The organism is Parabacteroides leei, from assembly GCF_023369805.1.
Lineage (GTDB): Bacteria > Bacteroidota > Bacteroidia > Bacteroidales > Tannerellaceae > Parabacteroides > Parabacteroides leei.
The window spans coordinates 45,618-68,743 of the sequence record NZ_JAMBQG010000022.1 but is presented as its reverse complement, the minus strand read 5'-3'; the positions used below and the strand labels follow the sequence as shown (position 1 = coordinate 68,743).

23 protein-coding genes are annotated in these 23,126 nt (G+C 45.1%); 1 reads left to right on the top strand and 22 read right to left on the bottom strand.

Features of this window, described 5'->3' with window-relative positions; all coding sequences use genetic code 11:
• The 15 genes from M1P97_RS22430 to M1P97_RS22360 all read right to left on the bottom strand — a co-directional run bounded on the left by M1P97_RS22430 (position 1) and on the right by M1P97_RS22360 (position 14,611).
• Positions 1-3,159 (bottom strand): hypothetical protein, encoded by a 3,159-nt coding sequence (locus M1P97_RS22430; RefSeq protein WP_249390258.1) that lies wholly within the window; start codon positions 3,157-3,159, stop codon positions 1-3.
• Positions 3,160-3,262: 103 nt separating this feature from the next.
• Positions 3,263-4,195, bottom strand: a complete 933-nt coding sequence (locus M1P97_RS22425; RefSeq protein ID WP_249390257.1) for a hypothetical protein — start codon at positions 4,193-4,195, stop codon at positions 3,263-3,265.
• A 138-nt stretch (positions 4,196-4,333) separates the two neighbouring features.
• Positions 4,334-4,789: an HU family DNA-binding protein gene (locus M1P97_RS22420; protein ID WP_249390256.1), complete on the bottom strand. Its 456-nt coding sequence runs from the start codon at positions 4,787-4,789 to the stop codon at positions 4,334-4,336.
• A gap of 156 nt (positions 4,790-4,945) precedes the next feature.
• Positions 4,946-5,428, bottom strand: a complete 483-nt coding sequence (locus M1P97_RS22415) for a D-Ala-D-Ala carboxypeptidase family metallohydrolase (protein WP_249390255.1) — start codon at positions 5,426-5,428, stop codon at positions 4,946-4,948.
• A gap of 32 nt (positions 5,429-5,460) precedes the next feature.
• A complete protein-coding gene (locus tag M1P97_RS22410) occupies positions 5,461-5,880 on the bottom strand; it encodes a GPW/gp25 family protein (RefSeq protein WP_249390254.1) in 420 nt (139 codons plus the stop codon).
• A gap of 4 nt (positions 5,881-5,884) precedes the next feature.
• Positions 5,885-6,187, bottom strand: coding sequence for a PAAR domain-containing protein (locus M1P97_RS22405; protein WP_195373538.1), 303 nt, complete (start codon positions 6,185-6,187; stop codon positions 5,885-5,887).
• A 40-nt stretch (positions 6,188-6,227) separates the two neighbouring features.
• Entirely contained in the window at positions 6,228-8,003 is a 1,776-nt protein-coding gene (gene vgrG, locus M1P97_RS22400; RefSeq protein WP_249390253.1) for a type VI secretion system tip protein VgrG, read from the bottom strand.
• 6 nt (positions 8,004-8,009) lie between these two features.
• A complete protein-coding gene (locus M1P97_RS22395; protein ID WP_195373540.1) occupies positions 8,010-8,672 on the bottom strand; it encodes a CIS tube protein in 663 nt (220 codons plus the stop codon).
• Positions 8,673-8,693: 21 nt separating this feature from the next.
• Complete coding sequence (locus M1P97_RS22390) at positions 8,694-8,876, bottom strand: hypothetical protein (protein WP_249390252.1); 183 nt, start codon at positions 8,874-8,876, stop codon at positions 8,694-8,696.
• A gap of 3 nt (positions 8,877-8,879) precedes the next feature.
• Positions 8,880-9,359: a phage tail protein gene (locus tag M1P97_RS22385; protein ID WP_195373542.1), complete on the bottom strand. Its 480-nt coding sequence runs from the start codon at positions 9,357-9,359 to the stop codon at positions 8,880-8,882.
• A 1-nt stretch (position 9,360) separates the two neighbouring features.
• The gene (locus M1P97_RS22380; protein WP_195373543.1) at positions 9,361-9,822 is read right to left on the bottom strand and encodes a phage tail protein; all 462 of its coding nucleotides are present in this window, start codon (positions 9,820-9,822) and stop codon (positions 9,361-9,363) included.
• Positions 9,823-9,866: 44 nt separating this feature from the next.
• On the bottom strand, positions 9,867-11,363 hold the full coding sequence (locus tag M1P97_RS22375) for a phage tail sheath family protein (RefSeq protein ID WP_195373544.1): 1,497 nt from the start codon (positions 11,361-11,363) through the stop codon (positions 9,867-9,869).
• Between the two features lie 27 nt (positions 11,364-11,390).
• Complete coding sequence (locus M1P97_RS22370; RefSeq protein ID WP_249390251.1) at positions 11,391-13,217, bottom strand: phage tail sheath family protein; 1,827 nt, start codon at positions 13,215-13,217, stop codon at positions 11,391-11,393.
• A 46-nt stretch (positions 13,218-13,263) separates the two neighbouring features.
• Positions 13,264-14,067 carry a hypothetical protein gene (locus M1P97_RS22365; RefSeq protein ID WP_249390250.1) on the bottom strand — a complete coding sequence of 268 codons (804 nt, stop codon included), beginning with the start codon at positions 14,065-14,067 and terminating at the stop codon, positions 13,264-13,266.
• 13 nt (positions 14,068-14,080) lie between these two features.
• Positions 14,081-14,611, bottom strand: a complete 531-nt coding sequence (locus M1P97_RS22360) for a DUF4255 domain-containing protein (protein ID WP_195373547.1) — start codon at positions 14,609-14,611, stop codon at positions 14,081-14,083.
• Positions 14,612-14,940: 329 nt separating this feature from the next.
• Between M1P97_RS22360 and M1P97_RS22355 the strand changes: the two genes are divergently transcribed.
• Entirely contained in the window at positions 14,941-15,624 is a 684-nt protein-coding gene (locus M1P97_RS22355; protein ID WP_195373548.1) for a queuosine precursor transporter, read from the top strand.
• Positions 15,625-15,738: 114 nt separating this feature from the next.
• On the opposite strand, the gene M1P97_RS22350 is transcribed toward M1P97_RS22355, so the two are convergent.
• The 7 genes from M1P97_RS22350 to M1P97_RS22320 form a co-directional block, all read right to left on the bottom strand.
• On the bottom strand, positions 15,739-16,731 hold the full coding sequence (locus tag M1P97_RS22350; RefSeq protein ID WP_249390249.1) for a FimB/Mfa2 family fimbrial subunit: 993 nt from the start codon (positions 16,729-16,731) through the stop codon (positions 15,739-15,741).
• 103 nt (positions 16,732-16,834) lie between these two features.
• Positions 16,835-17,440 carry an HAD family hydrolase gene (locus M1P97_RS22345; protein ID WP_195373550.1) on the bottom strand — a complete coding sequence of 202 codons (606 nt, stop codon included), beginning with the start codon at positions 17,438-17,440 and terminating at the stop codon, positions 16,835-16,837.
• 11 nt (positions 17,441-17,451) lie between these two features.
• Complete coding sequence (locus M1P97_RS22340) at positions 17,452-18,780, bottom strand: ABC transporter substrate-binding protein (protein ID WP_249390248.1); 1,329 nt, start codon at positions 18,778-18,780, stop codon at positions 17,452-17,454.
• A gap of 20 nt (positions 18,781-18,800) precedes the next feature.
• Entirely contained in the window at positions 18,801-19,589 is a 789-nt protein-coding gene (locus M1P97_RS22335) for an ABC transporter permease (protein ID WP_195373552.1), read from the bottom strand.
• Positions 19,586-20,386, bottom strand: a complete 801-nt coding sequence (locus tag M1P97_RS22330; RefSeq protein WP_195373553.1) for an ABC transporter permease — start codon at positions 20,384-20,386, stop codon at positions 19,586-19,588. Before M1P97_RS22330 ends, M1P97_RS22335 begins: the two co-directional genes overlap by 4 nt.
• Positions 20,387-20,397: 11 nt before the next feature.
• Complete coding sequence (potA, locus tag M1P97_RS22325) at positions 20,398-21,780, bottom strand: polyamine ABC transporter ATP-binding protein (RefSeq protein WP_195373554.1); 1,383 nt, start codon at positions 21,778-21,780, stop codon at positions 20,398-20,400.
• 139 nt (positions 21,781-21,919) lie between these two features.
• Positions 21,920-23,110, bottom strand: coding sequence for a uracil-xanthine permease family protein (locus M1P97_RS22320; protein WP_195373555.1), 1,191 nt, complete (start codon positions 23,108-23,110; stop codon positions 21,920-21,922).
• Positions 23,111-23,126: the final 16 nt, after the last annotated feature.

Sequence of the window (23,126 nt, the reverse complement as noted above, 5' to 3'; positions counted from 1 at the left end):
TTAGCTTATTATAAAGTTACTTTCGATCTCAGCATGGCCGATACCATCGTGAGGAGAAAGCAATTCGATTGTTACTATCGGAATTAACACATCTGTCGGATCATCGCTTTGAATGATGATATCCTCGATGTCAATATTTACATAAGGCAGGCTCTTTCCGTCTACCTCCAGGGAGACCAGCTTCATAAGGTCCTCGTGATTTGCCATACGGGCATGCAATTCCTTGTAGGAGAAATGTTGTCCGGTAATTGGAATTTCACCTTTCCTGTACCAGGGCTCAATGTAGTTCTGAGCCAGAACGATGAGTTGGCGGAGTGTCTTTCCTTCGTCTTTCACTTTAGGCCAGAGTACGGCTTTGCATTTGATAAAGACCTTCTTATAGACGGGATTGACTACGTTCAGGCAGATAAATGGGGAGGCGTACTGCTTGATAAGCCTTTTTATCTCCGCCAGCTTCCATGCCGGAGAAAGATAGTAGCGGTTATCTTCGGCACTACTGAATACTACGAGCCGGATATTCTTGGGCGGGGTAGTGATACACTGTACCTTATCCACTTCGGGAAAATGTTCCAATACAAGCTGTTCATAGTCCTGTATCGTAATGGCCCGGTGCCGGTTATGGATACGTGAAACCTGGTGCACGGCTATCCCGGCTTCCACTTCGGCCGGCCGGCCACCAAAGCCGTTCAGGGGCTGGGTGATGTTTCCTATCCGTTCGTCTGCTTCTATACGGGACTGTATCGTTCCGGCAGGTAACGGCGTTCCGTCACCATTCACGGCGGTGAGGCGGACACAGTTCGTCCAGATGTTGCGGATGGCAAGACAGGATGATACATTACCCGTCAGAGCAACACGCAGCCATATACGACCTTGCTTATCTATATGGTTATCATTTATCTTTTCCGGTAATTTGATTTCGATAAACCCGCTTTGCGTTAATCCCGAAGTTTCTTCGGCACGGACGGAATCAGAGGAAATGGGTTGCCAGCTATTGCCGTTCCGGTATTCCCATGCCAGATTTACAGTTTCAGCGGACGGCTGTTCGTCAGGCAGTTTTTTTGAAGGAGGCAAGACCATGTCGAGATACATCCGTACGGCTCGTTCTCCCTTCGCATGAAGGAAAGCAAAATACAACATATTATCCGCCGGGGCAGCAGGAAGGACCGGTGATTCTTTTTTGATTGAGAATGGCTCCAGTTCCGGCAAAGCTGTGATACGGCTCAGACGGATAGATGGGTTTTCATTTCCTTTGGTAGAAGTCGTCTCTAATGCGATGTACGAGAGTTCTGCATCAGCCAGCAGGGGGATAACCGGTTCTGAAGGCAGGGGTTTACGCTGTTTTTCTTTGCAACGACTATTATGCAGTAGCGTTTCGGTAAAAAGGGTGCGGTAGGCATCCAACCCGAAACCTATGACGGGAGCGTCGAGGGTGGCTCGAAAGAAACCGTTACGGTCACGATCGTATTCATAAAGGGGGGCTGCACTGCGCATCTGCTTTTTACTGCTTTCCACACGGAAAACTATTTCGGCAGGTTTGAATTTATTCTCTCCATCAAAAGTGAACAGGTTTTGTTCACTACCGCAGTTGTGCCATTTGCCGCCCTTTTGCCATTCGGTCTTAATTTTGAATGCATCGGCATTGCTTCCATAGTCTTTGTATATTTGGTCGAATGCTACTTTTGTTTCAGGCAATTTCTTCCAGATACCTTTCAGGCTGACTTCCTGCAAAGATTTCAATCCCATTTCTCCGTTACCAAAGAGGAACCAGGCACCTCTTCCGGCCTGCAGGCCGAAAGGTTGGAAAGGCTGGGATGTATCGACCGCACCCAATTCATTGTAGAAGGTGAAATTATGGATACCGGTTACTTTTGTCCGTATTTCTATGGCATCGAAATTCAACCGGGTAACCCAGTCGTAGGGACAATATGTTTCGCTAGTCAGGATACGGACGACGGGATATTCGGTTGTCAGGCCATGCGTTTCTTCGTTGCAGGGAATGGGAGCAGCTGCGTCCTGCGCTATTGTAAAGTCGAAATAAAGCCGGGGAACAGAGTCAGTGGATTCGGTCGGATCTATAGGCCGTCTCAAGTTAGCAAACCAGATGCGCACCGGCTCTATCCAGCCTTCCGCACTACTGAATTGAAGGATAAAACTGGCTGCCGATAAACGATCCGGCACTATACTGTCGTCGGTCAGGCAGAAACGAATACTGATGTTTCGTTCGCCTTCGTTCAGAACCAGCATAGGAGATTCTACCTGCCAGCCGAGAGGTAACGCCTGGCTGTGTTCGTCGGCAAACAGTTTTTCAATGGTAGCGGTATCCTTAAATGACAGGGATTGACGGCGAATAGCTGTTACGTTATTTTGCTCTCCCCGTCTGAGATAAACGGCATTCACCCCGGCACACAGTATAGGGGAAATGTATTCCTTTTGGGTAGTTCGATAGAACAATTCTTCATCGGTGGCATTCTCTCCGGCAGGGAAAAGATCGCCTGCAGGCAGGGTAAAACCCTGGGTGTTTTCTGTCGGGGTGATAACAATATAGGCATTATCCTGCACCGTCTCTTGCGGTACGGCGTGCAGGATGTCGTGGTGATAGAGTTCGGTTAATTTGTTCAGGCGACGGTTGAATGTTTGTGCGATGCCGCCATAGTTGCGCAGATAGATAATCAACAGGGACAAGGCTGCATCCATATCGCCACTGTCTTCTATCTGCGACAGGTAGTAGTCGAAATGCTCCCGAATGTCGCGGATGGTGCGGAGTATCCTTTCAGACAATGACTTCTCTAAACGTTCTTTCAGTTGGCGGGCGGCCTTGACGGCAGAGATTTCGCTATTTCCGATTTTCCAATTTCTGTTGATATAATGATCGAGACGGACTATCCATTCTCCGGCCTCCCGTTGCAGGCTTTCGGCATCGGTCGACGTCGCTTGCCGGGCGATGTCGACCAGTACCGTCAGAACATGGTTTACCCACAGGCTGGCGAGCGCCTCCTCCCTACCCTCTTCATTGCAGTAGCGGATGTCGCTATTTGCTTTTGTCAGTCGGGTGAGCAGTTCGCACCAGTCGCTCTCCATGGCCGGGAAGTTATCGAGCCGGGCTATGGAGGTTTCGTAGGTGGTGCGGAGGAGGCCGCTGGGTTTGCCGGATGGTGTCATTGTCTTATCTACTTTTTATTAGCTCCTTGTTTTCATTTCAGATTTAGAAAATAATTCAAATCCAAAGATAAATATGCAAGATATGCTCATGTATGAATAATAATTAATGTCCCCAAAGATTATTTCGAGTTAATCCAGTTTTGTGTTCTCTAATAGAAACTACTTTTTGAGTAATATTTTTTATTTCCGATTCTAATCTATTCTTTAATTCTATTGATGGGCTCTTTATATTACCTGAAGTATCTCTATATGCATGATTCCCATCTAAACTCGTGTGTAATCCTAAATACTTTTCCTCTACACCTGACTGTTTTGGGATAGCAGCTTCAATAATAGAAGATTCAGAATCAAACCACTGTTTACTTAAAAGATTATTTATATAAATAGTTGTATGAATCTTATTTATTGGGCCTTTATAAAAATAGCCTCCACTTTTATTTAAGTTAAAAGGAGGACAAGTATATATCTCTGACCAATTTACTTTAAGGGAATTAGGGCTAGGAGCTTTCTCTGTTTTGTATTTATTTTTTATATCAAGTGATAACTCCATAGGATCTTGATTATCCCTATTGATTTCTTTATACATATCTTTAACCTTCTCCACTTTTTTTAGACTAGGAGTATATATCAATTTATCTATTGATAATTGTTTTAAATATTTTAGAGAATGTCGTTCCAAATTTCCATCAAAAGAATTAAATGCTGAAGTGAGTGCCATATCGCATTCTTTTTCCAGAAGATTATCCCAAGACTTTTTATTGGAAATACGATCAAAAGCATCCCGTAATTGTGAATTAAAGGTAACAGGGAGTATCCCTCTTAAAAAACGTATATATTCTACTCGCTCACGAAGATCATCTAGCGAATTTCCCATAAAACGAAGTAAAATAAGATTTTTAGTACACCATTTTATTTTATCACATTGTATCACAGATGTACAATTCCGATTATCAAATAATTGTATTGTTTTCTTAGGCATTTTTGATAATTGATATACTCGTGAATTTGTCAATTTTGGCTGTAATTCTATATTCATAACAATAATATATTTCTAATAAATATCATCTATATTTTATATAAATACTGAGAATCGAAATCTGCTAAATTTAGATAAGAATCCTCTACCGTCAGTTATTCCAACGGTAGAGGGTACAGAGCCAAGTTCAATTTCCCCTCACTCTATCACCGGTCTATCATCATCGCCACCCGGAGCCGGGTCTTGATCTTCGGTATCAGGAGAAAGTTCGATCCACTCCAGTTCGTCGCTCTCTACCAAGGCACGGCTATATGTTCCGTTGGACATACGAGTACGTTCGGGGATAAACTCTACACGAACGGCTTGTACTTGCTTACTGAAATTGAAATCCTTTACATCTTTCACTCCTTTCGTGTCAAGTACGTAGCGAAAATAGCCGAGGCCTTTGATGTGGACACTCTTACCCTGCGACATGCGGGTGTGCATCACGCCGGAGATATCGCCCAGTACAGCCTGAACGTCCGAGTTGCTTACTGTGGAAATTTTCGACAGGTCTTTGGCGATTGTTTCTGTTTCTACAGGCTTACCCTGCACGATAGCACGGGGATAATACACCCCTTGCTGCTTGTTGAACGATTTCTTGTAAAATGGCATAACTTTTCTGTTTTAAGTTTGCAAATATGTTAATTTCTCAATACGCCGAATCGAGGTGTTCAATATGCCGTATTGTGCTCCTCAATACGGCATATTGAGAAAGACAGTTCAGCCTTACGGTTTTTCGTCGGATTTATACATTCTGATATAGTCCGTTTACTTGGTCATAGGGCAATATTCACCATCTATCATGGAAAGGAATGCGCGACGCTGTTCGTCGTGCGGACTTTTGTAACCAACATGCATCCAGTTCGGAACCCCGTTCTTGTTTTCTTTTTCGGAAATCAGCTGGTCGAACGGATGGTTGGAGAGAAAATCACGACAAAAATGCTTGAATTCTATCATATGACCATTCGTCGGAACCAGATCGAAGGCATAGCCGTAACAATGCGCGGATGTCTTCGAACCGTGGACGGCGGCATTAAGCGCCGGGCTGCGATAACCGGACGAGATACTAATACCTTCTTTGCCGAGCTTGACTTTACGGCAATAAACTCCCCATGCCTCACGTAGTGGGTCTAGTAATGCTTCTATGCTTTCCACGATATGTGCCTCATGTTCTGCATTCGGCGTATTGTCAATGCCTTTGTCTTTTGCTGTGGCAGAATATGTACATTCTTCAAGAGTAAAATATTTCATAATTCAAATCTATTAGTGAATAGTATAACACATCATATATTCGTTCCTTCATTCAAATAAAACGGGTACACCATATTATTCCGGCTATTGGTCCGAATAACGGTATACGTTAATTGTATCAATAGCATCCCCTCATCCGGCCGTTCTTCAAAAGAGACATCCTCGAGCGTGATACGCGGTTCGAAGAGAGTGATGGCCCGGGTGATGTCGTTGCGCATACGGATGGTGACAGCCATATTGATCGGCTCGAAGGCATAACGGCATAGCGGGCAACCGTAGTCGTAACGATTTACCCGTTCGCCCGGTGAAGTGCTGAACAGGATATGCAGGCTTTCCTCGATATCCTTCTCGTAGGCCGACATCTTCACACCATCCTTCGTCAGTTTGGGCAGGAAGCTCCAGCCTTTACCCAGAAAGGCGTTGTTGTCCAATAAAGTATCCAGCTCATCCATCTATTTATCCTCCTATCATTACCGTGGGACATCCTGTGACTATCGTGCCACCATGCGCGGTGCTGTCGCCCATCCGGGCTGCCGGTCTTCCGCCTATCAAGACCGTGGAAGAACCTTTTATGATCGTATCCGGCGGCCCCACGCAGACGCACATATCACCTACGACGGCTGCCGGCACTTTCCCTATCAGTACATTTGGCACACATGGCCCTGCTATCGGGCCGCCTACATGCGGTATCGGCGAGGGAAACGCCGGGGTTTGCATCGGGCAGGTGTGCATATCGGTTATTCTTGCTGCCGGTGGCATATTGTCCTCCTTTTCTTATCCATAAATTCTCAATTTTCCATTAATTAATCATGACCATCGCTCCCTTGACCGTAGTCTGCCCCGAAGCCGAGAGTTCCGCAGTTGCATTTCCCTTGACGGATGCGCCCACTTTCGCCTGTATCTTCACATTCATTCCTTCAAGGCTGACATCCGACTTGGCTGTACCGCTGATTTTCGAAATGGCATCCATCGTAATGGCACCTTTGGCTTTCAACACTATATCTTTGGAAGACGATAACGTAATGCCGTCCTTGTTCATACTTATCTCGTTCTTATGCTGGTCGGTCAGACGGATATGCTTTCCGTCGTCATTGATTTCTACCTTGTTGTTTCCGGGGGTGGAGACTGTTATGATCTTCTTTTCCTCGTCGAACTCAATACGCATCTTCTCGCGGGTAACGATAGCTTTTGTGTTGTTCTTTGCTTCATATTCGTAAGGCGGCTTATGTTTTTCACCGTACAGTGCGCCAAGTATGACAGGGTGACCGGGGTCTTGGTTCATAAAACCTATCATCACCTCGTCTCCCGGTTCGGGAAGGAAGAAGCTGCCCATCCCGTTCGTGCCGTACATCGTGGATAGACGTGCCCACAAGAACTGGCTTTTACCGTTCAGCCAGGGCAGTTCCACCTGTATACGGTATTCTTTCAGCGGATCGCCATCGAGTTTCTTCACTACTGCCGCATGAAGTCCTTGCAAGCCGGGCAGGAAACCGGAGGCGGAAGACGACACCACATCCGTCTCGTCGGTGATATTCAGGGGAGATACACCCGCACCTGCTTCGGTAATCCATTCGTTATCTTCTATGGTATGCGTCACTGAGCCAACAAACAGGTTACCATTAAAACGTTTACCCAGGCCTTTCAATTCGATGATGCAACCGGGAATGACATTGGCCGAGCCATAGAAACTGCACGAACCCTGATAACGTGCCAATCCGGCTTTCAAGGCCATACTGTCCGCCCATTGCTTCAGTGCCTTTTCATCAGTCGGCGCATCGGTTTGCAACAATAGGCTGTCACCTGTAGCAATGTTTTTCGGCTGTAAATCGCCCTGCTTATTAAGTGAAGGTGCAGAAGCTGAAACCTTGACGGCTTTCTGCGTCTTGGGAGACCAGGATACCGCTTCGTACTGCGTGAACTGGTCGCCTGCAGAGAGTTCGAGGTCGAAGGATATCAAGTCGGAACCATAGGTTACAGTCAATACCGGTGATGCACTTACCTCGGGTTTCTTCACCTGAATAGTGCTTCCGCTGGCGAAAACAAACAAACCGTTGGCATCCGCACGGGAAAGTGCAAAGTCCCAATCGGAACAGTAATACTGCACCAGCGTGGGATGTTGGTAAGGCGTAGCATCTACTTTGATACTGCCATAAGCAGACAATACTTCCTTGATGATGTCACTGTCCGCTTTTTTTTCGAAGATACGGTTCTTGCGTCCCTGCGTGGCAGGATAGGCATTGTCTCGGCATTCCACCACCATATATGAACGAAGATCCTTGCCGATGATGACACGCAGGCCGGTGATAATACCTTCGAACAGGGTATCTTCTTTTTCGGTATCACCTGCATTCAGCCGGATCGAGTTGCCCGGTTTCAGAAGGTCGGCATCACTTTCGTCGAAGGTCTGCTTGTCCATATTACCTGCGTTGAACCTCAGGGTAGCTTTACCGATACGGTTCAGTTCCAGGCGTACCGTAGCCGATACCAGCGCATAATTATCTTTCAGCTTAGTCCCGTTACAGTAGACAGAACAGGATAATACACGATCTTTAGCGATTGAAGGTGAATTTGCCATAATTTTTTATTCTTTTTTTAGCATAGGCAACAGTATCTGTGTGCCGGCAGACACATTCCTGTAACCGTTGAGGTTATTAAATCGAGCGACCTGCCCTACCAGGAGAGGATCGCCGTATATCTCGTCGCAAAGAGCAGCCAGGGTCTGGTCCTCTCTCAACGTAATCAGCCGCGATACGTCGGGCGAACGTTTCGAAAAACGTTTCTTCTCTTCCTTTTGGCTGCAATAGCCGGTCAGCGTCACTTTCAGGTCAGCGCGAAGCGGGATACCGTCCGGATCGAACAAGCTGTATTCCGTTTCGAGCGTCTTGAGCTGGCCGTAAAACGATATGTCGCCATACTGTACCTTGACAAACGAAGGGCGGTGACCATCTCTGTTGTAAAAGTACAGGCGTTCTTCGATCTCGTTAACCATATTGCGCACAGGCTTCTTCAAATCGTCTTCCTCCATGGCATTGGTCATGTCGAGCAGACACTCGAAGTAGAGGGTTTCCGGACGGTAACGCACATAAACGTTCGATCCGTTCAGGCTGCCCAACTGCCTGTCCTCCGCATAACGGATTCCTTTGGTGAGCTTCACCTTGTCCGGGTTGATAGGCAGTTCCAGTACCGATTTGTATTCGCTGCCGAAACTGTCGTCCGTATAGGCTGTCAGCGTCATTTTCCCCATATCTTCAGTTCTTTATTCTGTTTACCGTTCGTTCCTTTTTCGTTTCCACCGCAGACCGGCAGGCTGATCGCTCTCATAGGCGGTCAACCTGTCCAATACACGGTCTTCTATCTTTCGGACGATCTCTTCCGAAATCTCCGCCTCTGTGATGATGCGTTTCTCCACCACAGTACGGATGCGCATTTCCTTGATGACAACAGGCATTGTCTACCGGATATTTGTTATACGTTTCAAACTGTTGCAGGCCATTACAATAGATTCCGTTACCAACTTGCCTTCCATAGCGTTCATTCCGCTCATATCCCACTGTATAGGATAAGCATGCCTACCCAACCAGCCGGCAAGGGGATTTCCATCCTTATCCAGAAGTTTAATGACCATGTCATAAGCCTTAAGTTTCCTGTTTCTGTTTTCCAAGTAACCAAAACACTCATTCATCCATTCTGTAAACGGTTCTGAAAGAGGCTCCAGAGAACGCTTAAGTGTTATATTACCATGTGATGAACCTTTAGGAATCTTGACACGTACAGTACTATCGTCATGAACTTCTTCTGTTTGAAGTTGCATATTCAGTCCTTGCACTTCCATGAACGAAGCCTTGAAATGCTCGCTTTGCCATTGAAAGTCCACACGAAAATGAAACTCTACGGGCGGTATCCATTCTGTTTGGTCCTGCTTCTTCGCCATATTACTTAACAGTTACCCCTTCATTTGCCAATACCAGTGTTTCCATCGAGGGAGAATTACTATCGGACTTAAAGCCTTCAACAGTGATCTTCTTCGGCCATGCGTTTGTCACTTCCCATGTCTTAACCGGAGATCCAGACTCGTCCAACAGGCTGATAGTGACAGTTTCACGCTGGATAATGTTCTGTTTTACCTTATTGAACCAGTCCCACATGGCTTTTTCGTCCTTGAATATGCCTTTCTTCAGTGTTACGTCGCCTGACTTTCGTAGTCCGGGCATTTTCAATTTAGTGAATATCGGGCTATCACCGGCGCGATACTCTATAGCTTCATACTCTGCGTCAAGACCGGAAACCTCATTACAAGAAAGATCTCCTACGTTGGTTATTGATACTTTGAAATAAAAACCTGGCAACGGCCATGCTTGCGTACTTGCACTCTGTGCTGATCCATCATCTGCCATAATGTACTGATTTTAAATTGTTATTTTTCTTTGTTTTATTAAATTCAACTCTTTTGCATCTGTTGCTGGAAAGTGATTTCGATAAACTCTGCCGGACGACTTACGGCTACCAATACGGTGATGCGCATAATACCTTCCAATATATCCTCCGGAGTCATCGTATCACCCAGGCCCACATGTACCTCAAAAGCATCTTCGGGGCTTGCACCGGCCAGTCCTCCACGTTTCCATACGCTACGCAGGAAGTTCTCGATCATACATTTCATGTTGATCCACGTGTTGGCATCGTTCGGCTCAAAAACGTAAGCGCGAGCGGCGTTCTTCACTGATTGTTCGAGGAAAGTTATTGTGCGGCGCACATTGATGTAACGCCAGTCCTGCGAATTTCCGTCCAACGTGCGTGCACCCCATACCTTGATCCCTTCACCGGGAAAGGTACGGATAGCGTTGATAGCCTTTCCGTTCATCGGCATATTCAGATCTGCCTGCATGGCGTTGTCTATATTTTCTTTCGGCTTATTTACATAGTTGACCGATACGTTCGCAGGGGCTTTCCATACACCGCGCGTATTATCCACCATAGTATAGATACCGGCCATGGCTGCCGACGGGGGAAGAAGGTTCAGATAGTCTTTCACTTTCTTTGCCAACAGTTTATAAAGTGGCCAGTTTTGTATCAAGGCGTTATGAAGATCATTTTTGACTTGTTTGACGGCCTTGTCATCCAATACTTTATCTCCGTTCTTTTGAGTCGTTATTTGAGTAAAACATTCGTCAAAATATTTCTTCATATTTTCATTCTTATCTAATGCTTCCAAACCGGGAGCTTTCTTCCAGGTTAATATCTCTCCGTCAATATCATTATCCGATAGTACGGATGTTTCCAGCCACGGATAGTAAGCAGCTCCGTAAGCAAGGAAATTACTGCCTATTTTGGAACGAAAATCATCTATACTTTCTCCATTAGGGATATCAAAGATGGCAAAACGGTTATATTTGTTGCAATGCGCCAACATCCCTGTATATAAATTCTGGTAACCAGCTTTGTTATACACAGCTTCCGGAATTACCAACATGGTTATATCCTGCACTTTTTTCAATTCTGAAAGGATATTCTCTACAGAGCTTTGGGCAGGTGGGTCGGCTTGATAGTCACCTATGGAAACAATGTAGCATGTTCCGCCTCCGTTGGCAAAGAATAGTGTCATGTGATAGTATAAGGTGTAATGATTGCCACTAAAAGTAGCCATCAATCCTGATTCCTTGTCTTTATCATACACGTAAAGAGAGATGTCAGTATCGTCTTTATTTTCATTGGTAACAGACACACTAAACTCTGGAGTAGGCGCACCACCAAAATAATTATAGTACTCTGTCATCGATGAAATCCGTACGGGTTTATTCAATAGCGATGTATTTCCATCCTGCGCAGTCTTGGTGAGGCCGATAAAGACCGGTATGGCAGTCTCGGCTTCTACGATTGAATTACCGAAAGCGTTCTTTTCTTTGATATAAACGCCGGGGGTCTTGTATTCTCCCATAATATCTTATTTTAATGATGAATATTTTTAACTCTTCTGCATCTGCTGCTGGAAGGTGATCTCTATAAATTCCGCCGGATGCGTGACGGCAACGAGCACAGTAATACGCATGATGCCCTCCAGTATGTCTTCGCCTGTCATCGTGTCACCCAAGCCTACATGTACCTCGAAAGCATCTTCAGGGGTTGCACCGGCCAGTCCGCCACGCTTCCAAACACTGCGTAGGAAATTCTCGATCATGCACTTCATATTCATCCATGTGCCGGCATCGTTCGGCTCGAACACGTAAGCACGTGCAGCATTCTTTACTGACTCTTCGAGGAAAAGCAGGGTGCGGCGTACGTTGATGTAGCGCCAGTCCAGCGAATTGCCGTCCAGTGTACGTGCGCCCCATACCTTGACACCTTCACCGCGGAACGTACGTATCACATTGATCGCTTTTCCGTTCATCGGTGCATTCAGGCCTGCCTGCTGTTCATCGTCGATGTCTTCTGCCGGGCTGTTCACATAGTTCAACGTTACATTGGCAGGAGCTTTCCATACGCCCCGGCTACTGTCTACCATCGCGTAGATACCGGCCATAGCAGCGGATGGAGGAAGCAGGTTCAGGCTCTTCAGTAGACCTTTTATGCTCTGCTTGTAAACAGAAGAAGCATTAAACAATGCCAGATGGAAAGATTGTTTGTCTTTGATCTTTATAAATGAGGGTTTCCAAATCACTCTCAACTTTTTGGCTACAATTTCTTCTTTTTCTTCTCCTTCTGCATCCTTTACTATTTTCTTTATCTCTTCTACTTTTTCTATTTTACCAATGACCTTTTCTTTCTCTCCTTCAAGTAATTTAATATCATCGCCTTCTTTAATCCCGCCAAACTCAAAAAGATGATTCTTTACTGTGATTTCACCAGCTGGTTTCAACTCAAACTCATCACTATAATATGTATTTATGACATTGGAAAAGCCTGGGTCGATACGGGAGAACTTGTTCCAGTAAATATAACTTTCATCATCCCATGTGAACATATCCCCGTCCAAATCGCGATCCCCCAATATAGATGTATTCAGCCATGGGAAATAGGCTGCACCGTAAGACAGGAAGTTTGAACCGATATTCTCCCAGAATACGTTCACTTGAGTGTCGATGCGCATATTCTCATCAGTTTTGGGATAAATATCGAGCAGGGCAAAGCGGTTTTTCATATCATATCCGCAATGAGATAGCATTTGCTGCTGTACATCTTTGAATTCAGTATCCGACAAACAAACCGCTTCGGGTATTACTACCAGGGTAATCTCTTGTTCCAGTCTTAGTTTACTAAAGGCTCCTTCAAAATCCTTTTTTAAAACTTCCGGCTTCTTTTTGTAGTTACCTACCGAAACAATATAACAAGTACTACCACCATTGGCAAAAAACAACAGCATATTATAATATAATGTATACGTACGATCTCCGCTAATACAAAACGCATAATTCACCTGATACGGTTTTTTCGAATTATTAGAATCATACACCAGTTCTTCTTTTTCTGTTGTTTCCAGATCAAATTGAAACAAGGGAGATGACGGTTTTAATATCGCTCCGGTAGGTTTAATATCCTGACCATCCTTCTTTGCCTCCGGATGATACTTTACTATATCCACATCGAATTCCAATTTAGGTGCTCCACCGAAATATTGTATAAACTCCGTCATCGACGATATTTTCCAGGGTACATTCGTCAGGTCATCATTTCCGTTCAGGGCTTTCTCGGTATAACCGATAAAGGCGGGAATGGCAGTGGCAGCCTCTACCACTGAATTGCCAAAAGCGTTCTTCTCTTTGATATAAACGCCGGGGGTTTTGTATTCGCCCATAGTCTTTCGAATTTTAATTTAACAATGTATTTGTCTCTTTCTACTTTCAATAATAACATATCTGACGGATGATTCCGCTCTGTCCGCTTTGGAAACGCCCGAGGTCAGGAAGAGGAACCTGCGACAGCAAGACCCGCCTCTGCTTCCTTTCACCTTTCAGGGCTATGAGACGCAGATGGCTTCCGAGATTCTCCAACAACGGGAAACTATCTTTGGTAATAGTGTATACTGCTGTTTTTCCAAATACCTCACATTCCTTAAAATCAGAAAACTTCAACTTGCCAATGGCATCTTCCAGCAAAAGATCATCGGGGGAGATATGCTCTTTGCTACGCGACAGGAAGAAGTATTCCCACTGAACTTCCGGAGCTGAAAAATGCAATACTTCCTGTTTCGGATCATCGGCTTCTGCCGCCTCCAGCAACTCTTTCGTCAGCCGGAGACGAACAGTACAGAACGAAGCACGGAATTTTAATTTTTCATTCAAAGGACGAATGGCAGACATGACGCTCACCTTATTCTTTTTCTCCATTTCTTCCTCCTTTGCGGGAAGTTGCAACAGATAAGTACCTGCAGGATGTAAACCATCCCATTCCGTATAGAGTGTAAAAATGGGATCGGTGATGTTCAGCGAAAATTCCAACATATCTCTCTCCGTATCCACCCCTGGGTCTGTGGAGTCATAAAGTAGCGTCCATTCGTTTACAGCCGTTTGCCGGAAAAGTAAGGTCCGTTGCCTTGCCAACTGTAAGCCTTGAGAAGTGATACGAAGCGACAGGGCCGGGCACGCTCTATTGTTGAAATAATCATGCTCTATAGTGATACGATATAAAGGTTTGTAGATTTCCATTTCTATATCTATTTTACATTCCTATAATTGTTTGATCGGCAACGCTTCCACTGAAAAAAATTTCTTCCGCATCTATAATGAGCCGGCGTATCCTGCACATCACCGACGGATAGTACTGACCGCCGAGTGTAGTCCACACATTGTTTAACTCTTGCGATGATAATGTGACGATTTCTATAGTATACCCCACCCCATCTACTTCAAATTTGGATACGGACTGAACAAATTTCAAGGCATCGGAAAGTACAGAAAGTGATTCTGTGTACTGTTTCTCGTCGTAAACGGCTGCCAACATAATGTTGAGGTTCAATAAAAGCGGTGGAGTCATGCGGACATACCCTTTGTCCTCTCGTTGTATAGGAGCTGAGATACCGCCGGCAGTCTCCCGTTCGACACTAATCAGCGACACGAACATTTTATTGGGTTTCATTTCGGTACTGTTTCCTATGAAGCCGACTTCCGCCATACCTTCGGGTTGGTGGTGCAGGCGACGAAGATATTCGTCCATGCAGGCTGCATAATATGTCAGAACTTTCTTTATCATAAGCATTACATGAGAGTGTTTATTATTTCATGGATCTTTACTACCTCTTTAGGAGTTAGCTTAGTTGTCTAATCGCAAATGAAACATTTAATTTATTAAAAGACAAACAAAATAGGATCGTAGAAGTGACAACTCTTGGAAAATAAGGTGACAAGAGTGATGTCACCCTCTTCATAACACGTTCTGTCATATTTTTGTCACCAAAAGAAAGCTTTCCACCGATCTTTCAAATATTCTCTTTATCTTTGCAGCCGAAATAATAAAGAGACATGATAAAGAAAGCTTAGGCTTTCCCGAGTGCTTGATAAACCTCGTAAAAAACAAGAATTATGCAGAAGACGACTGTTTCAATCCCCTTCATGCTACTGGGCATCTTGTTTAATATATGCCTGGTTGCTTCCAATCTTTTGGAGACCAAAGTTGTTCAGGTATTTGGCATCACCGCCACAGCCGGATTGATCGTGTTCCCGATTTCCTACATCATCAACGACTGTATTGCGGAAGTCTGGGGCTTTAAGAAGGCACGCCTTATTATCTGGAGTGGTTTCGCATCCAACTTCCTCGTTATTGGATTTGCACAACTGGCCGTTATGTTGCCTGCCGCCCCGTTCTGGGAAGGAGAAGAAGGCTTCAACTTCGTTTTCGGGATGGCACCGCGTATCGCTATTGCAAGCCTGATCGCTTTCCTGGTCGGTTCGTTCCTGAATGCGTATGTGATGAGTAAGATGAAAATAGCTTCAAAAGGGAAAAATTTCTCGTTACGCGCTATCGTTTCGACACTGGTCGGAGAGAGTGCCGACTCGCTGATTTTCTTCCCGATAGCTTTCCTCGGACTGATCCCCCCGGCTGAATTATTTATTATGATAGGGACACAGGCCGTACTGAAATCACTCTATGAAGTACTGATCCTGCCTGTCACTATCCGCGTAGTGAAATATATCAAGAAGGTAGACGGAACAGATGTGTATGATATAGGGACATCATACAATATCCTGAAAGTAAAGGATATATAAAACACCGGCACTATTGTGTCAGGTTACTACCTTAGTTATGGTAGCCAACCGATACAATAGTGCCGGTAACTTATCACTACTATGCCAAAATACAATTACAAACAAACAACGACATCAGACTACTCCCCCGGGAAAATCAATCGTTTCGGAACTTTCCGTCCAGTTCACCACTTCAAAACCATCTGAGGATGTTTCTTCCGAATACAGATCACCCAAGGTTATATTCAGTGTCAATCTGTTCCCGGCAGCCAGTGCATTAGCCAAGGGTTTCTGATAACGTTTTACCTGCCCGTTCTTCAATGTCAATTCTATCGTCAACGGAGGATTTGCCGCAGACGGAAAAACCATTACTGTTGAATTAGCCGACATCGACATGCTATCGGCAGACATACTCAGGGGGAACATTACCGTTTTTGTAAAATCGCTGGGGATTGCTGTATAATAATTCAGCTGTGAAGCGATAGTACCGATCAGGATACGGGCAGATGCGATACTTTCATTCATTTTATCTCCATCCTTATTCGTCAGCGTGACCTTCAGGCCAGATACCGCCCGTTTCAGGGTTGCCTGCATCTTTTCTGTTCCCACCTTTATAGGATTTACAGCATGCAGATAATCATAAACCGGACTATAGGTCGTATCGGAATAAGATGTTTTTCTTAAAGACAAAGAGAGGTCAGACAGGTTTGTACCCAAGCGCAGGCCCGGCTCGTTAATCATCGATGAAGCATCATAGGTCGAATCGGTCTGGCTGTTTTTAGGAATAGCCCAGTACAGGAAATTATAATCACCCAAAGGAAGTCTGACAGGAAGGGGGGCAGTGGCTATGGAGCCATTCTTTATCGCATACATGGCATTTATAACAGTCAAAGTCCCTTTCTTATTATAATTGCCATAATAAAGAGTCGTATCTTCCAGACAAGGATACACCATCAAGGCTCCGGTAAAAGCACTTGTCGAAGCGTCCGATGAAACATCTACCTCTGCCAGTTCAGGCGTTATCAGTTCCTCTTCTTTTCCGTTCGTTCCGCAATCGCAATCATCGTCTTTCGAGCAACTGCACAGAAAAACAGCCACTAACAGTGTTGAAAAAACTAACTTATTCATACTCACCAAATTTTTGTTTAGATTTATGCTTATAGAAACAGCACAAAAATCATTTGGTTTTCTGAATCGGGTTAATTAACTTTTACTGTCCGGAAGGAATTATTTACTTAAAAAGATGCGACCAGTCTTCCCGGGGCTGGGGAGCATAAGTGCGGATACCTAACGACTCGGCTGTACGGCAATTGGCTGTAGCGTCGTCTATGAACAGGGTTTCTGCCGGATCGATACCGGCATCCTTTAATACATATTCGAAAATATCGGCATTGGGTTTGACCATATTCAGTTCGTATGAAAGATAGATCTTATTGAAAAAATCTTTGGCATGATGTCCGTTACAGGCAAAACTGTTTTTCTCAGCCCAGAGCCAATGGATCTCGTTCGTATTACTAAGTAGCATCGTATTGTATTTAGAGCGGAGTTCCATCAGTAGATCCAGCTTATAAGCAGGTACATCGTCGAGCATGGCAATCCAGGCGGCATCGATCTGTTCGTCGGTAAGATGCTGACTGGTAAGATGGCGAATACCATCCCGGAACTCGGCCGAAGAAATTGTTCCCATCTCTATCTGCATAAAGAGGTCTTTGCTGTTCAATATCCGGTCGCGGACATCAGGCACGCCAAAGTTCTCGAATGCCTCTACACAACGGTTGCGGGTCAGATTGATAATCACCCCTCCAAAGTCTATAATCAGGTTTTTTATTCCTTCCATACTCAGTAATATTACCAGCGCCGGCGACGTCTACGGTGACGCTGTTTTTGTTTATAATCACGTATCCTGCGGTAGACAACCCAGACAAACAGGAGTCCGAATACCGCAAAAATCAATAAGACAATACCCGTATTCAGGTTATCGCCTTTCACACGGCTCCACATCTCAAGTACAAGTTCAGTTTCATCACCGAAATCGCGGATCATGGCACAACGTTCCACCACCTTACGGTCCGGATATTGTACCTGGTTGATCTGAATACTATCGTTGCCGGGACCGAAGAAATAACTCAGATCGGAGAACTCTTCGATCGTCGTATCTATTTTCGCTTCCAGTATTTCAGGAGTTGCAACGGCACTTACATACCCGTTGGCATCCATATTACGCAAGGCTATATCGGAACGGCAGAGGAAATCGAGGAAATAGCTTGCCGCTTTCACATTGCGCGCATACTTGGGGATCGCCCAACCATCGTACCAAATATTGCTACCTTCCAGCGGGACTTCATAGCCCAGCTCCACTCCTACCGCTTCGGCTTCTTCCATAGCCCATACAGCATCACCGCTCCAGGTCAGGTTAAGCCAAGCTTTGTTCTTGGTCATCATTTCCTTTCCAAAGTCAGCTTCCCACCCAGCGATATTGGGTTTCATACGTTTCAACCACTCCTCGGCGATAGCGATCGCTTCGGGTGAGTTATCGTTCATCAGTTGCTCTACCGTAATAATTCCATCAGCCAGTTCTTTGGCATGGGCATAAATGATGGCAGTACCGTAGGCATCGCGGTAACTGTCTTTCATCAGGATCTTGTTCTTATACTTCGGATTCCAGAGGCAATCCCAGGTCATCACCTCATCCTGAGTAACAAACTTTTTGTTATACAGCAAACCGGCCGTACCCCACATATAAGGAACCACATAATCGGTAGTTTCCATACCCGGCTGGCTCAGCTTATTCAACTGTTCCTGGATATAAGGAGATATGTTGTCCAGATAATCCGGCGTTTTACCAAAGCTCCGGTCGATAGGAAGCAACAACTTCTTTTTCAACATACGTTCGATGATGTATTCAGAAGGGCATATAAGGTCAAAATCTTCGTGACCACGCTCTATCTTGGTGAGCATGATCTCGTTGATATCGAACACCTGGTAGATGATCCGGATATCTTCTCCGGTCTGCTCCTTATACCACTCAGGAAATTCGACCAGTACTTCTTCGTCGATATAATCGGCCCAGTTGTATATCTTTAATATCTTACTGCGTTCCTTATCTGTCCGTGCACAAGAAAATAAGATACCCAGAAAAGCAACCAGCACACATACTATTTTAATCAGTCTTTTCATTCTTCTATTCCTCTTTGATGTTACTTACCGGCTTTATCGGCACGCTTGTTAATCACAATCAATAGCACCAGTACGGTGATGAAGATAATGGTGGAAAGCGGTCGTAACTCCGGTGTAAGACCTCCCTTCCGAGCATCCGCATAAATGAAAGTAGACAGCGTTTCGAGTCCTTCGTTACCAATAGTAAAGATCGTAACGGCAAAATCGTCGATCGAAAGCGTGAATGCCAGGATAAATCCGCTGATCATTCCCGGACGGATCTCCGGCAGGATCACCTTACGCAAGGCCTGGAACGGGGTTGCTCCCAGATCAAGGGCTGCCTCATAGACATTCTGGTTCATTTTTTTGAGACGGGGCATCACACTCAATACCACATAAGGAGTACAGAACGTGATATGTGCCAATACCACCGTAGTAAATCCCTGCGATACACCGAAGCTGACGAACAACAGGAAAAGGGAAACCCCGGTTATGATATCCGCATTCATCATCGGTATGGCATTGGTGAAGTTCATAACCTGACGCGGGCGGCTTCTCAAATTAAAGATACCTATTGCTGCAACGCTTCCCAATATAGTGGAGATAGACGCGGCCAGCATGGCTATGGCGAATGTATTCCACAAGGCACCAACCAGCGAACGTTGCACACCTCCGGTAAACAACGAACTATACAACTTTGTTGAAAATCCCGTCCAGTTACCCAATACTTTTGCCTCGGTAAAAGAGAAGATCATAATGATCAGGATCGGGGAATAAAGGAGCAAAAGAAGTAACCACAGATAGGCCTTAGCCATTATTTTCGTCATCATATCACACCTCCCCCTTCATTAGAAGCATTGTCCTCCTCGTTGGTAAACAGGATGGTAACTCCGATCAATAAGAGCATGATGAGAGAAAGGGCGGCTCCATAGTTCCACATTCCGTTGTTGATACTTTCCTGTACGGTCGAACCGAACAGTTTGATATTGTTCATTGTCAGCAACTCTGCGATAGCGAAAGTCGATACGGTCGGCATAAACACCATCACGATACCACTCATCACACCGGGCATAGACAAAGGAAAGATTGTTTTCATAAAGACCTGAAAAGGATTTGCCCCTAAATCCTGGGCGGCTTCAATCAGGCTGCGATCCATCTTCTGCAAAGTATTGTAAATCGGATAGATCATAAAAGGCAGGAAGTTATACACCATACCGAAGATCAACGCCCCTTCGCCGAGCGGAAGGTTCAGGAAGTCGAACAGGGCGACTGTTGCCAGCGTACGGATCAGGATGTTCACCCACATCGGCAGGATAAACAATACCACCATCGTACGGGAGGTATTGAAGCGTGCCTGACTAAGTATATAGGCTGCCGGATAACCCAGTATCAGGCAAACCAAAGTGGTAATAATAGCGATCCCAATAGAATAAACGAAGGTATTCAACGCTTCGGGATGCATCATGAATTTACGGAAATTAGCGAAAGTAAATGCTCCTTCGGCATTAGTAAAAGCATACAGGACGATCAGGAGCAACGGCATAACTACGAATACTGCCAGAAATAATGCGTAAGGAATTGTCCAGTTCCTGCGACGCAAAAAGAATACGGAGATTTTATTTATCACTTCCCTTCCTTTTAGTTGTGAATAATACGAATGTTCTCGGGGGCAATCCGGATACCGACGCGGTCGCCGTCATCCCAGACGTCTGTCGTATCGACAAAAATATCTTCGTCCCAGTCTGTAAACACGGTCAGATGATAATGGTTGCCTTTATAGAGGATAAATTTCACTTCACCGGTCAGTTTACCGTCTTCCTCATTATCTTCCAGTATAATATGACGGAAATCGACTTCAACCTTTACCGGCGTATCGGAATCAATACCGGTAACTTCCTTGCATTCGAAAGTACTACCTAAAAACTCCACATGGGTCGGATCGACCAGCTTTCCTTCGAAGGTATTGCATACACGTTCTTTCTTCATGACGTGGATATCGAAAGGCTTCACCAGTAGACCTACTTCCTGGCCAGCGTCGAAGCAGTGGTAATCCTGCACCATGAATTCATACCCTTCAGGAGTCTGAACCATCATTTCATAATGGACGCCTTTAAAGATAGAGGAAGTAACTGTTCCGGTCAGCATAGCCGCATCCGAAGGGTCAAAAATATAAATATCTTCAGGACGGATCACGACGTCGACCGGGGTTTGTTCACCGAAACCTTCGTCGACACATTCAAAATCGTGACCGGCAAAGGATACTTGTTTATCTTTGATCATCAATCCGTTCAGAATATTACTTTCACCGATGAAGTCGGCTACGAACGAATTGATAGGTTCGTTATAGATATCGATAGGAGTTCCGATCTGCTGGATGCGGCCCTCACTCATAACAACAATGGTATCGCTCAATGTCAAAGCCTCTTCCTGGTCGTGGGTAACATAGACGAAGGTTATACCGAGGGATTTATGCATCTCCTTCAACTCCATCTGCATGTCCTTACGCATTTTCAGGTCAAGGGCAGCCAGGGGTTCGTCAAGCAGCAATACTTCAGGCTCGTTTACAATGGCGCGGGCAATGGCAACACGTTGCTGCTGGCCTCCGGAAAGAGAGTCTACATCGCGATATTCGTAATCGGTCATGCCTACCATCTTAAGAGCTTGTTTTACTTTCTTTTCAATCACTGCGGCAGGCAGCTTTTTCAGTTTCAGGCCGAAAGCGATATTATTAAAAACGTTCAGGTGAGGGAACAGCGCATATTTCTGAAACACGGTATTTACCGGACGTTTATGCGGCGGTGTTTGTGTAATCTCTTTTCCTGCTATTGAGATCTCTCCCTCTGAAGCAGTCTGAAATCCGGCAATCAGACGCAATAAAGTGGTCTTACCACATCCGGAAGGTCCCAATATAGTTACAAACTCGCCCTTGCGGACAAACAAATTCACATCATTCAGCACAGCCTTGTCTCCGAAGAATTTAGACACATGCTCCACGCTTATGATGCAGTCGGACTTTTGCATAGACTTTTCCCTTATTCCTTACAAGTTAAACATATAACCGCTTCCTTACATAAAAAGCGGCACAAAGGTATACATTTTAAAGAAGATTCAAAGAGTTTGAAGCGTTAAGAGATGGATATAATAAGGAAGTCCACCTACTTTATTTACTCCTGCCGGGTAAGACCAAATTCAAAACTACACCCAATAAAGCCGACAAACCGATCCCGGCCATTGTAAATCCACCAAACTCAAATACTGCACCTCCTATCCCGAATGTCAATATCAGGGAAACAAGTATCAGGTTGCGTGTATCTCCCAGATTGATCCGGTTCTGTATCAGACTGTTTATACCGACAGCCGCAATCGTCCCAAATAAAAGCAACATGATACCCCCCAATACTGCCGGTGGGATCGACTTAAGAAATGCACTAACCTTTCCAAATACAGAAAACACAATTCCCGCCACTGCCGCAATACGGATAACGGTCGGATCTGTTATTTTCGTCAGCGAGATAGCACCGGTTACTTCCGAATAGGTAGTTACCGGTGGGCCACCGATCAAACCGGCAGCAATACAGGCTAATCCGTCGCCAAGCATTGTTTTATGCAAGCCGGGATCTTTTACAAAGTCTTTACCGGTTACTTCGTTGATGGCATATACGTCACCTATATGTTCTATGATCGGAGCGATTGTTACCGGTATCATAAAAATCACTGCTTCCCACGACAACTCCGGCTTTACGAATTGTGGTAAAGCAAACCAGGGAGCAGCGATGATCGGTTCAAAGTCGACCACCTTGAAAAGGCAGGCAGCAATATATCCGACAATTATTCCACAAAAGATAGGTATCAATTTGATCATCCCCCGTCCCAACAATGACGCCAGGACAGCCGTAAACAAGGCGATCAACGCCAACGGCCAATGCTCTTTCGCCATATCGACACCGGAACCGGCCAGTGACAAACCTATCAGGATAATAACAGGTCCGATCACAACAGGAGGAAAAAGAGTCTTTATAAACCCGATTCCTCTCCATTTGACCAACAGGCTCATAAGTCCATAAACAGCACCGACAGCTACCAGGCCGGACATGGTCCCCGGCAATCCGTAAAGTTCGGTCGCTTTAATAATCGGAGCAACGAATGCAAAACTACTTCCTAAGAAGATCGGGACTTTCCCTTTAGTCACCAAATGAAAGATCAATGTACCCAGTCCGGCAGTAAAAAGGGCAGTAGAAGGATCCATGCCGACCAGTAGAGGAACCAGAACTGTTGCACCAAAGGCCACAAAGAGGAATTGAACGCCCACTACGGTTTTTTGCGCGGGGCTCAGCGGTTTCTTGCTATCCATTGCAAAATAAAAGATT

Excerpts from the sequence above, each read along its gene's own strand:
- M1P97_RS22430 (WP_249390258.1), bottom strand. The coding sequence starts at position 3,159 with ATGACACCATCCGGCAAACCCAGCGGCCTCCTCCGCACCACCTACGAA.
- M1P97_RS22425 (WP_249390257.1), bottom strand. The coding sequence starts at position 4,195 with ATGAATATAGAATTACAGCCAAAATTGACAAATTCACGAGTATATCAA.
- M1P97_RS22420 (WP_249390256.1), bottom strand. The coding sequence starts at position 4,789 with ATGCCATTTTACAAGAAATCGTTCAACAAGCAGCAAGGGGTGTATTAT.
- M1P97_RS22415 (WP_249390255.1), bottom strand. The coding sequence starts at position 5,428 with ATGAAATATTTTACTCTTGAAGAATGTACATATTCTGCCACAGCAAAA.
- M1P97_RS22410 (WP_249390254.1), bottom strand. The coding sequence starts at position 5,880 with ATGGATGAGCTGGATACTTTATTGGACAACAACGCCTTTCTGGGTAAA.
- M1P97_RS22405 (WP_195373538.1), bottom strand. The coding sequence starts at position 6,187 with ATGCCACCGGCAGCAAGAATAACCGATATGCACACCTGCCCGATGCAA.
- vgrG (WP_249390253.1), bottom strand. The coding sequence starts at position 8,003 with ATGGCAAATTCACCTTCAATCGCTAAAGATCGTGTATTATCCTGTTCT.
- M1P97_RS22395 (WP_195373540.1), bottom strand. The coding sequence starts at position 8,672 with ATGGGGAAAATGACGCTGACAGCCTATACGGACGACAGTTTCGGCAGC.
- M1P97_RS22390 (WP_249390252.1), bottom strand. The coding sequence starts at position 8,876 with ATGCCTGTTGTCATCAAGGAAATGCGCATCCGTACTGTGGTGGAGAAA.
- M1P97_RS22385 (WP_195373542.1), bottom strand. The coding sequence starts at position 9,359 with ATGGCGAAGAAGCAGGACCAAACAGAATGGATACCGCCCGTAGAGTTT.
- M1P97_RS22380 (WP_195373543.1), bottom strand. The coding sequence starts at position 9,822 with ATGGCAGATGATGGATCAGCACAGAGTGCAAGTACGCAAGCATGGCCG.
- M1P97_RS22375 (WP_195373544.1), bottom strand. The coding sequence starts at position 11,363 with ATGGGAGAATACAAGACCCCCGGCGTTTATATCAAAGAAAAGAACGCT.
- M1P97_RS22370 (WP_249390251.1), bottom strand. The coding sequence starts at position 13,217 with ATGGGCGAATACAAAACCCCCGGCGTTTATATCAAAGAGAAGAACGCT.
- M1P97_RS22365 (WP_249390250.1), bottom strand. The coding sequence starts at position 14,067 with ATGGAAATCTACAAACCTTTATATCGTATCACTATAGAGCATGATTAT.
- M1P97_RS22360 (WP_195373547.1), bottom strand. The coding sequence starts at position 14,611 with ATGATAAAGAAAGTTCTGACATATTATGCAGCCTGCATGGACGAATAT.
- M1P97_RS22355 (WP_195373548.1), top strand. The coding sequence starts at position 14,941 with ATGCAGAAGACGACTGTTTCAATCCCCTTCATGCTACTGGGCATCTTG.
- M1P97_RS22350 (WP_249390249.1), bottom strand. The coding sequence starts at position 16,731 with ATGAATAAGTTAGTTTTTTCAACACTGTTAGTGGCTGTTTTTCTGTGC.
- M1P97_RS22345 (WP_195373550.1), bottom strand. The coding sequence starts at position 17,440 with ATGGAAGGAATAAAAAACCTGATTATAGACTTTGGAGGGGTGATTATC.
- M1P97_RS22340 (WP_249390248.1), bottom strand. The coding sequence starts at position 18,780 with ATGAAAAGACTGATTAAAATAGTATGTGTGCTGGTTGCTTTTCTGGGT.
- M1P97_RS22335 (WP_195373552.1), bottom strand. The coding sequence starts at position 19,589 with ATGATGACGAAAATAATGGCTAAGGCCTATCTGTGGTTACTTCTTTTG.
- potA (WP_195373554.1), bottom strand. The coding sequence starts at position 21,780 with ATGCAAAAGTCCGACTGCATCATAAGCGTGGAGCATGTGTCTAAATTC.
- M1P97_RS22320 (WP_195373555.1), bottom strand. The coding sequence starts at position 23,110 with ATGGATAGCAAGAAACCGCTGAGCCCCGCGCAAAAAACCGTAGTGGGC.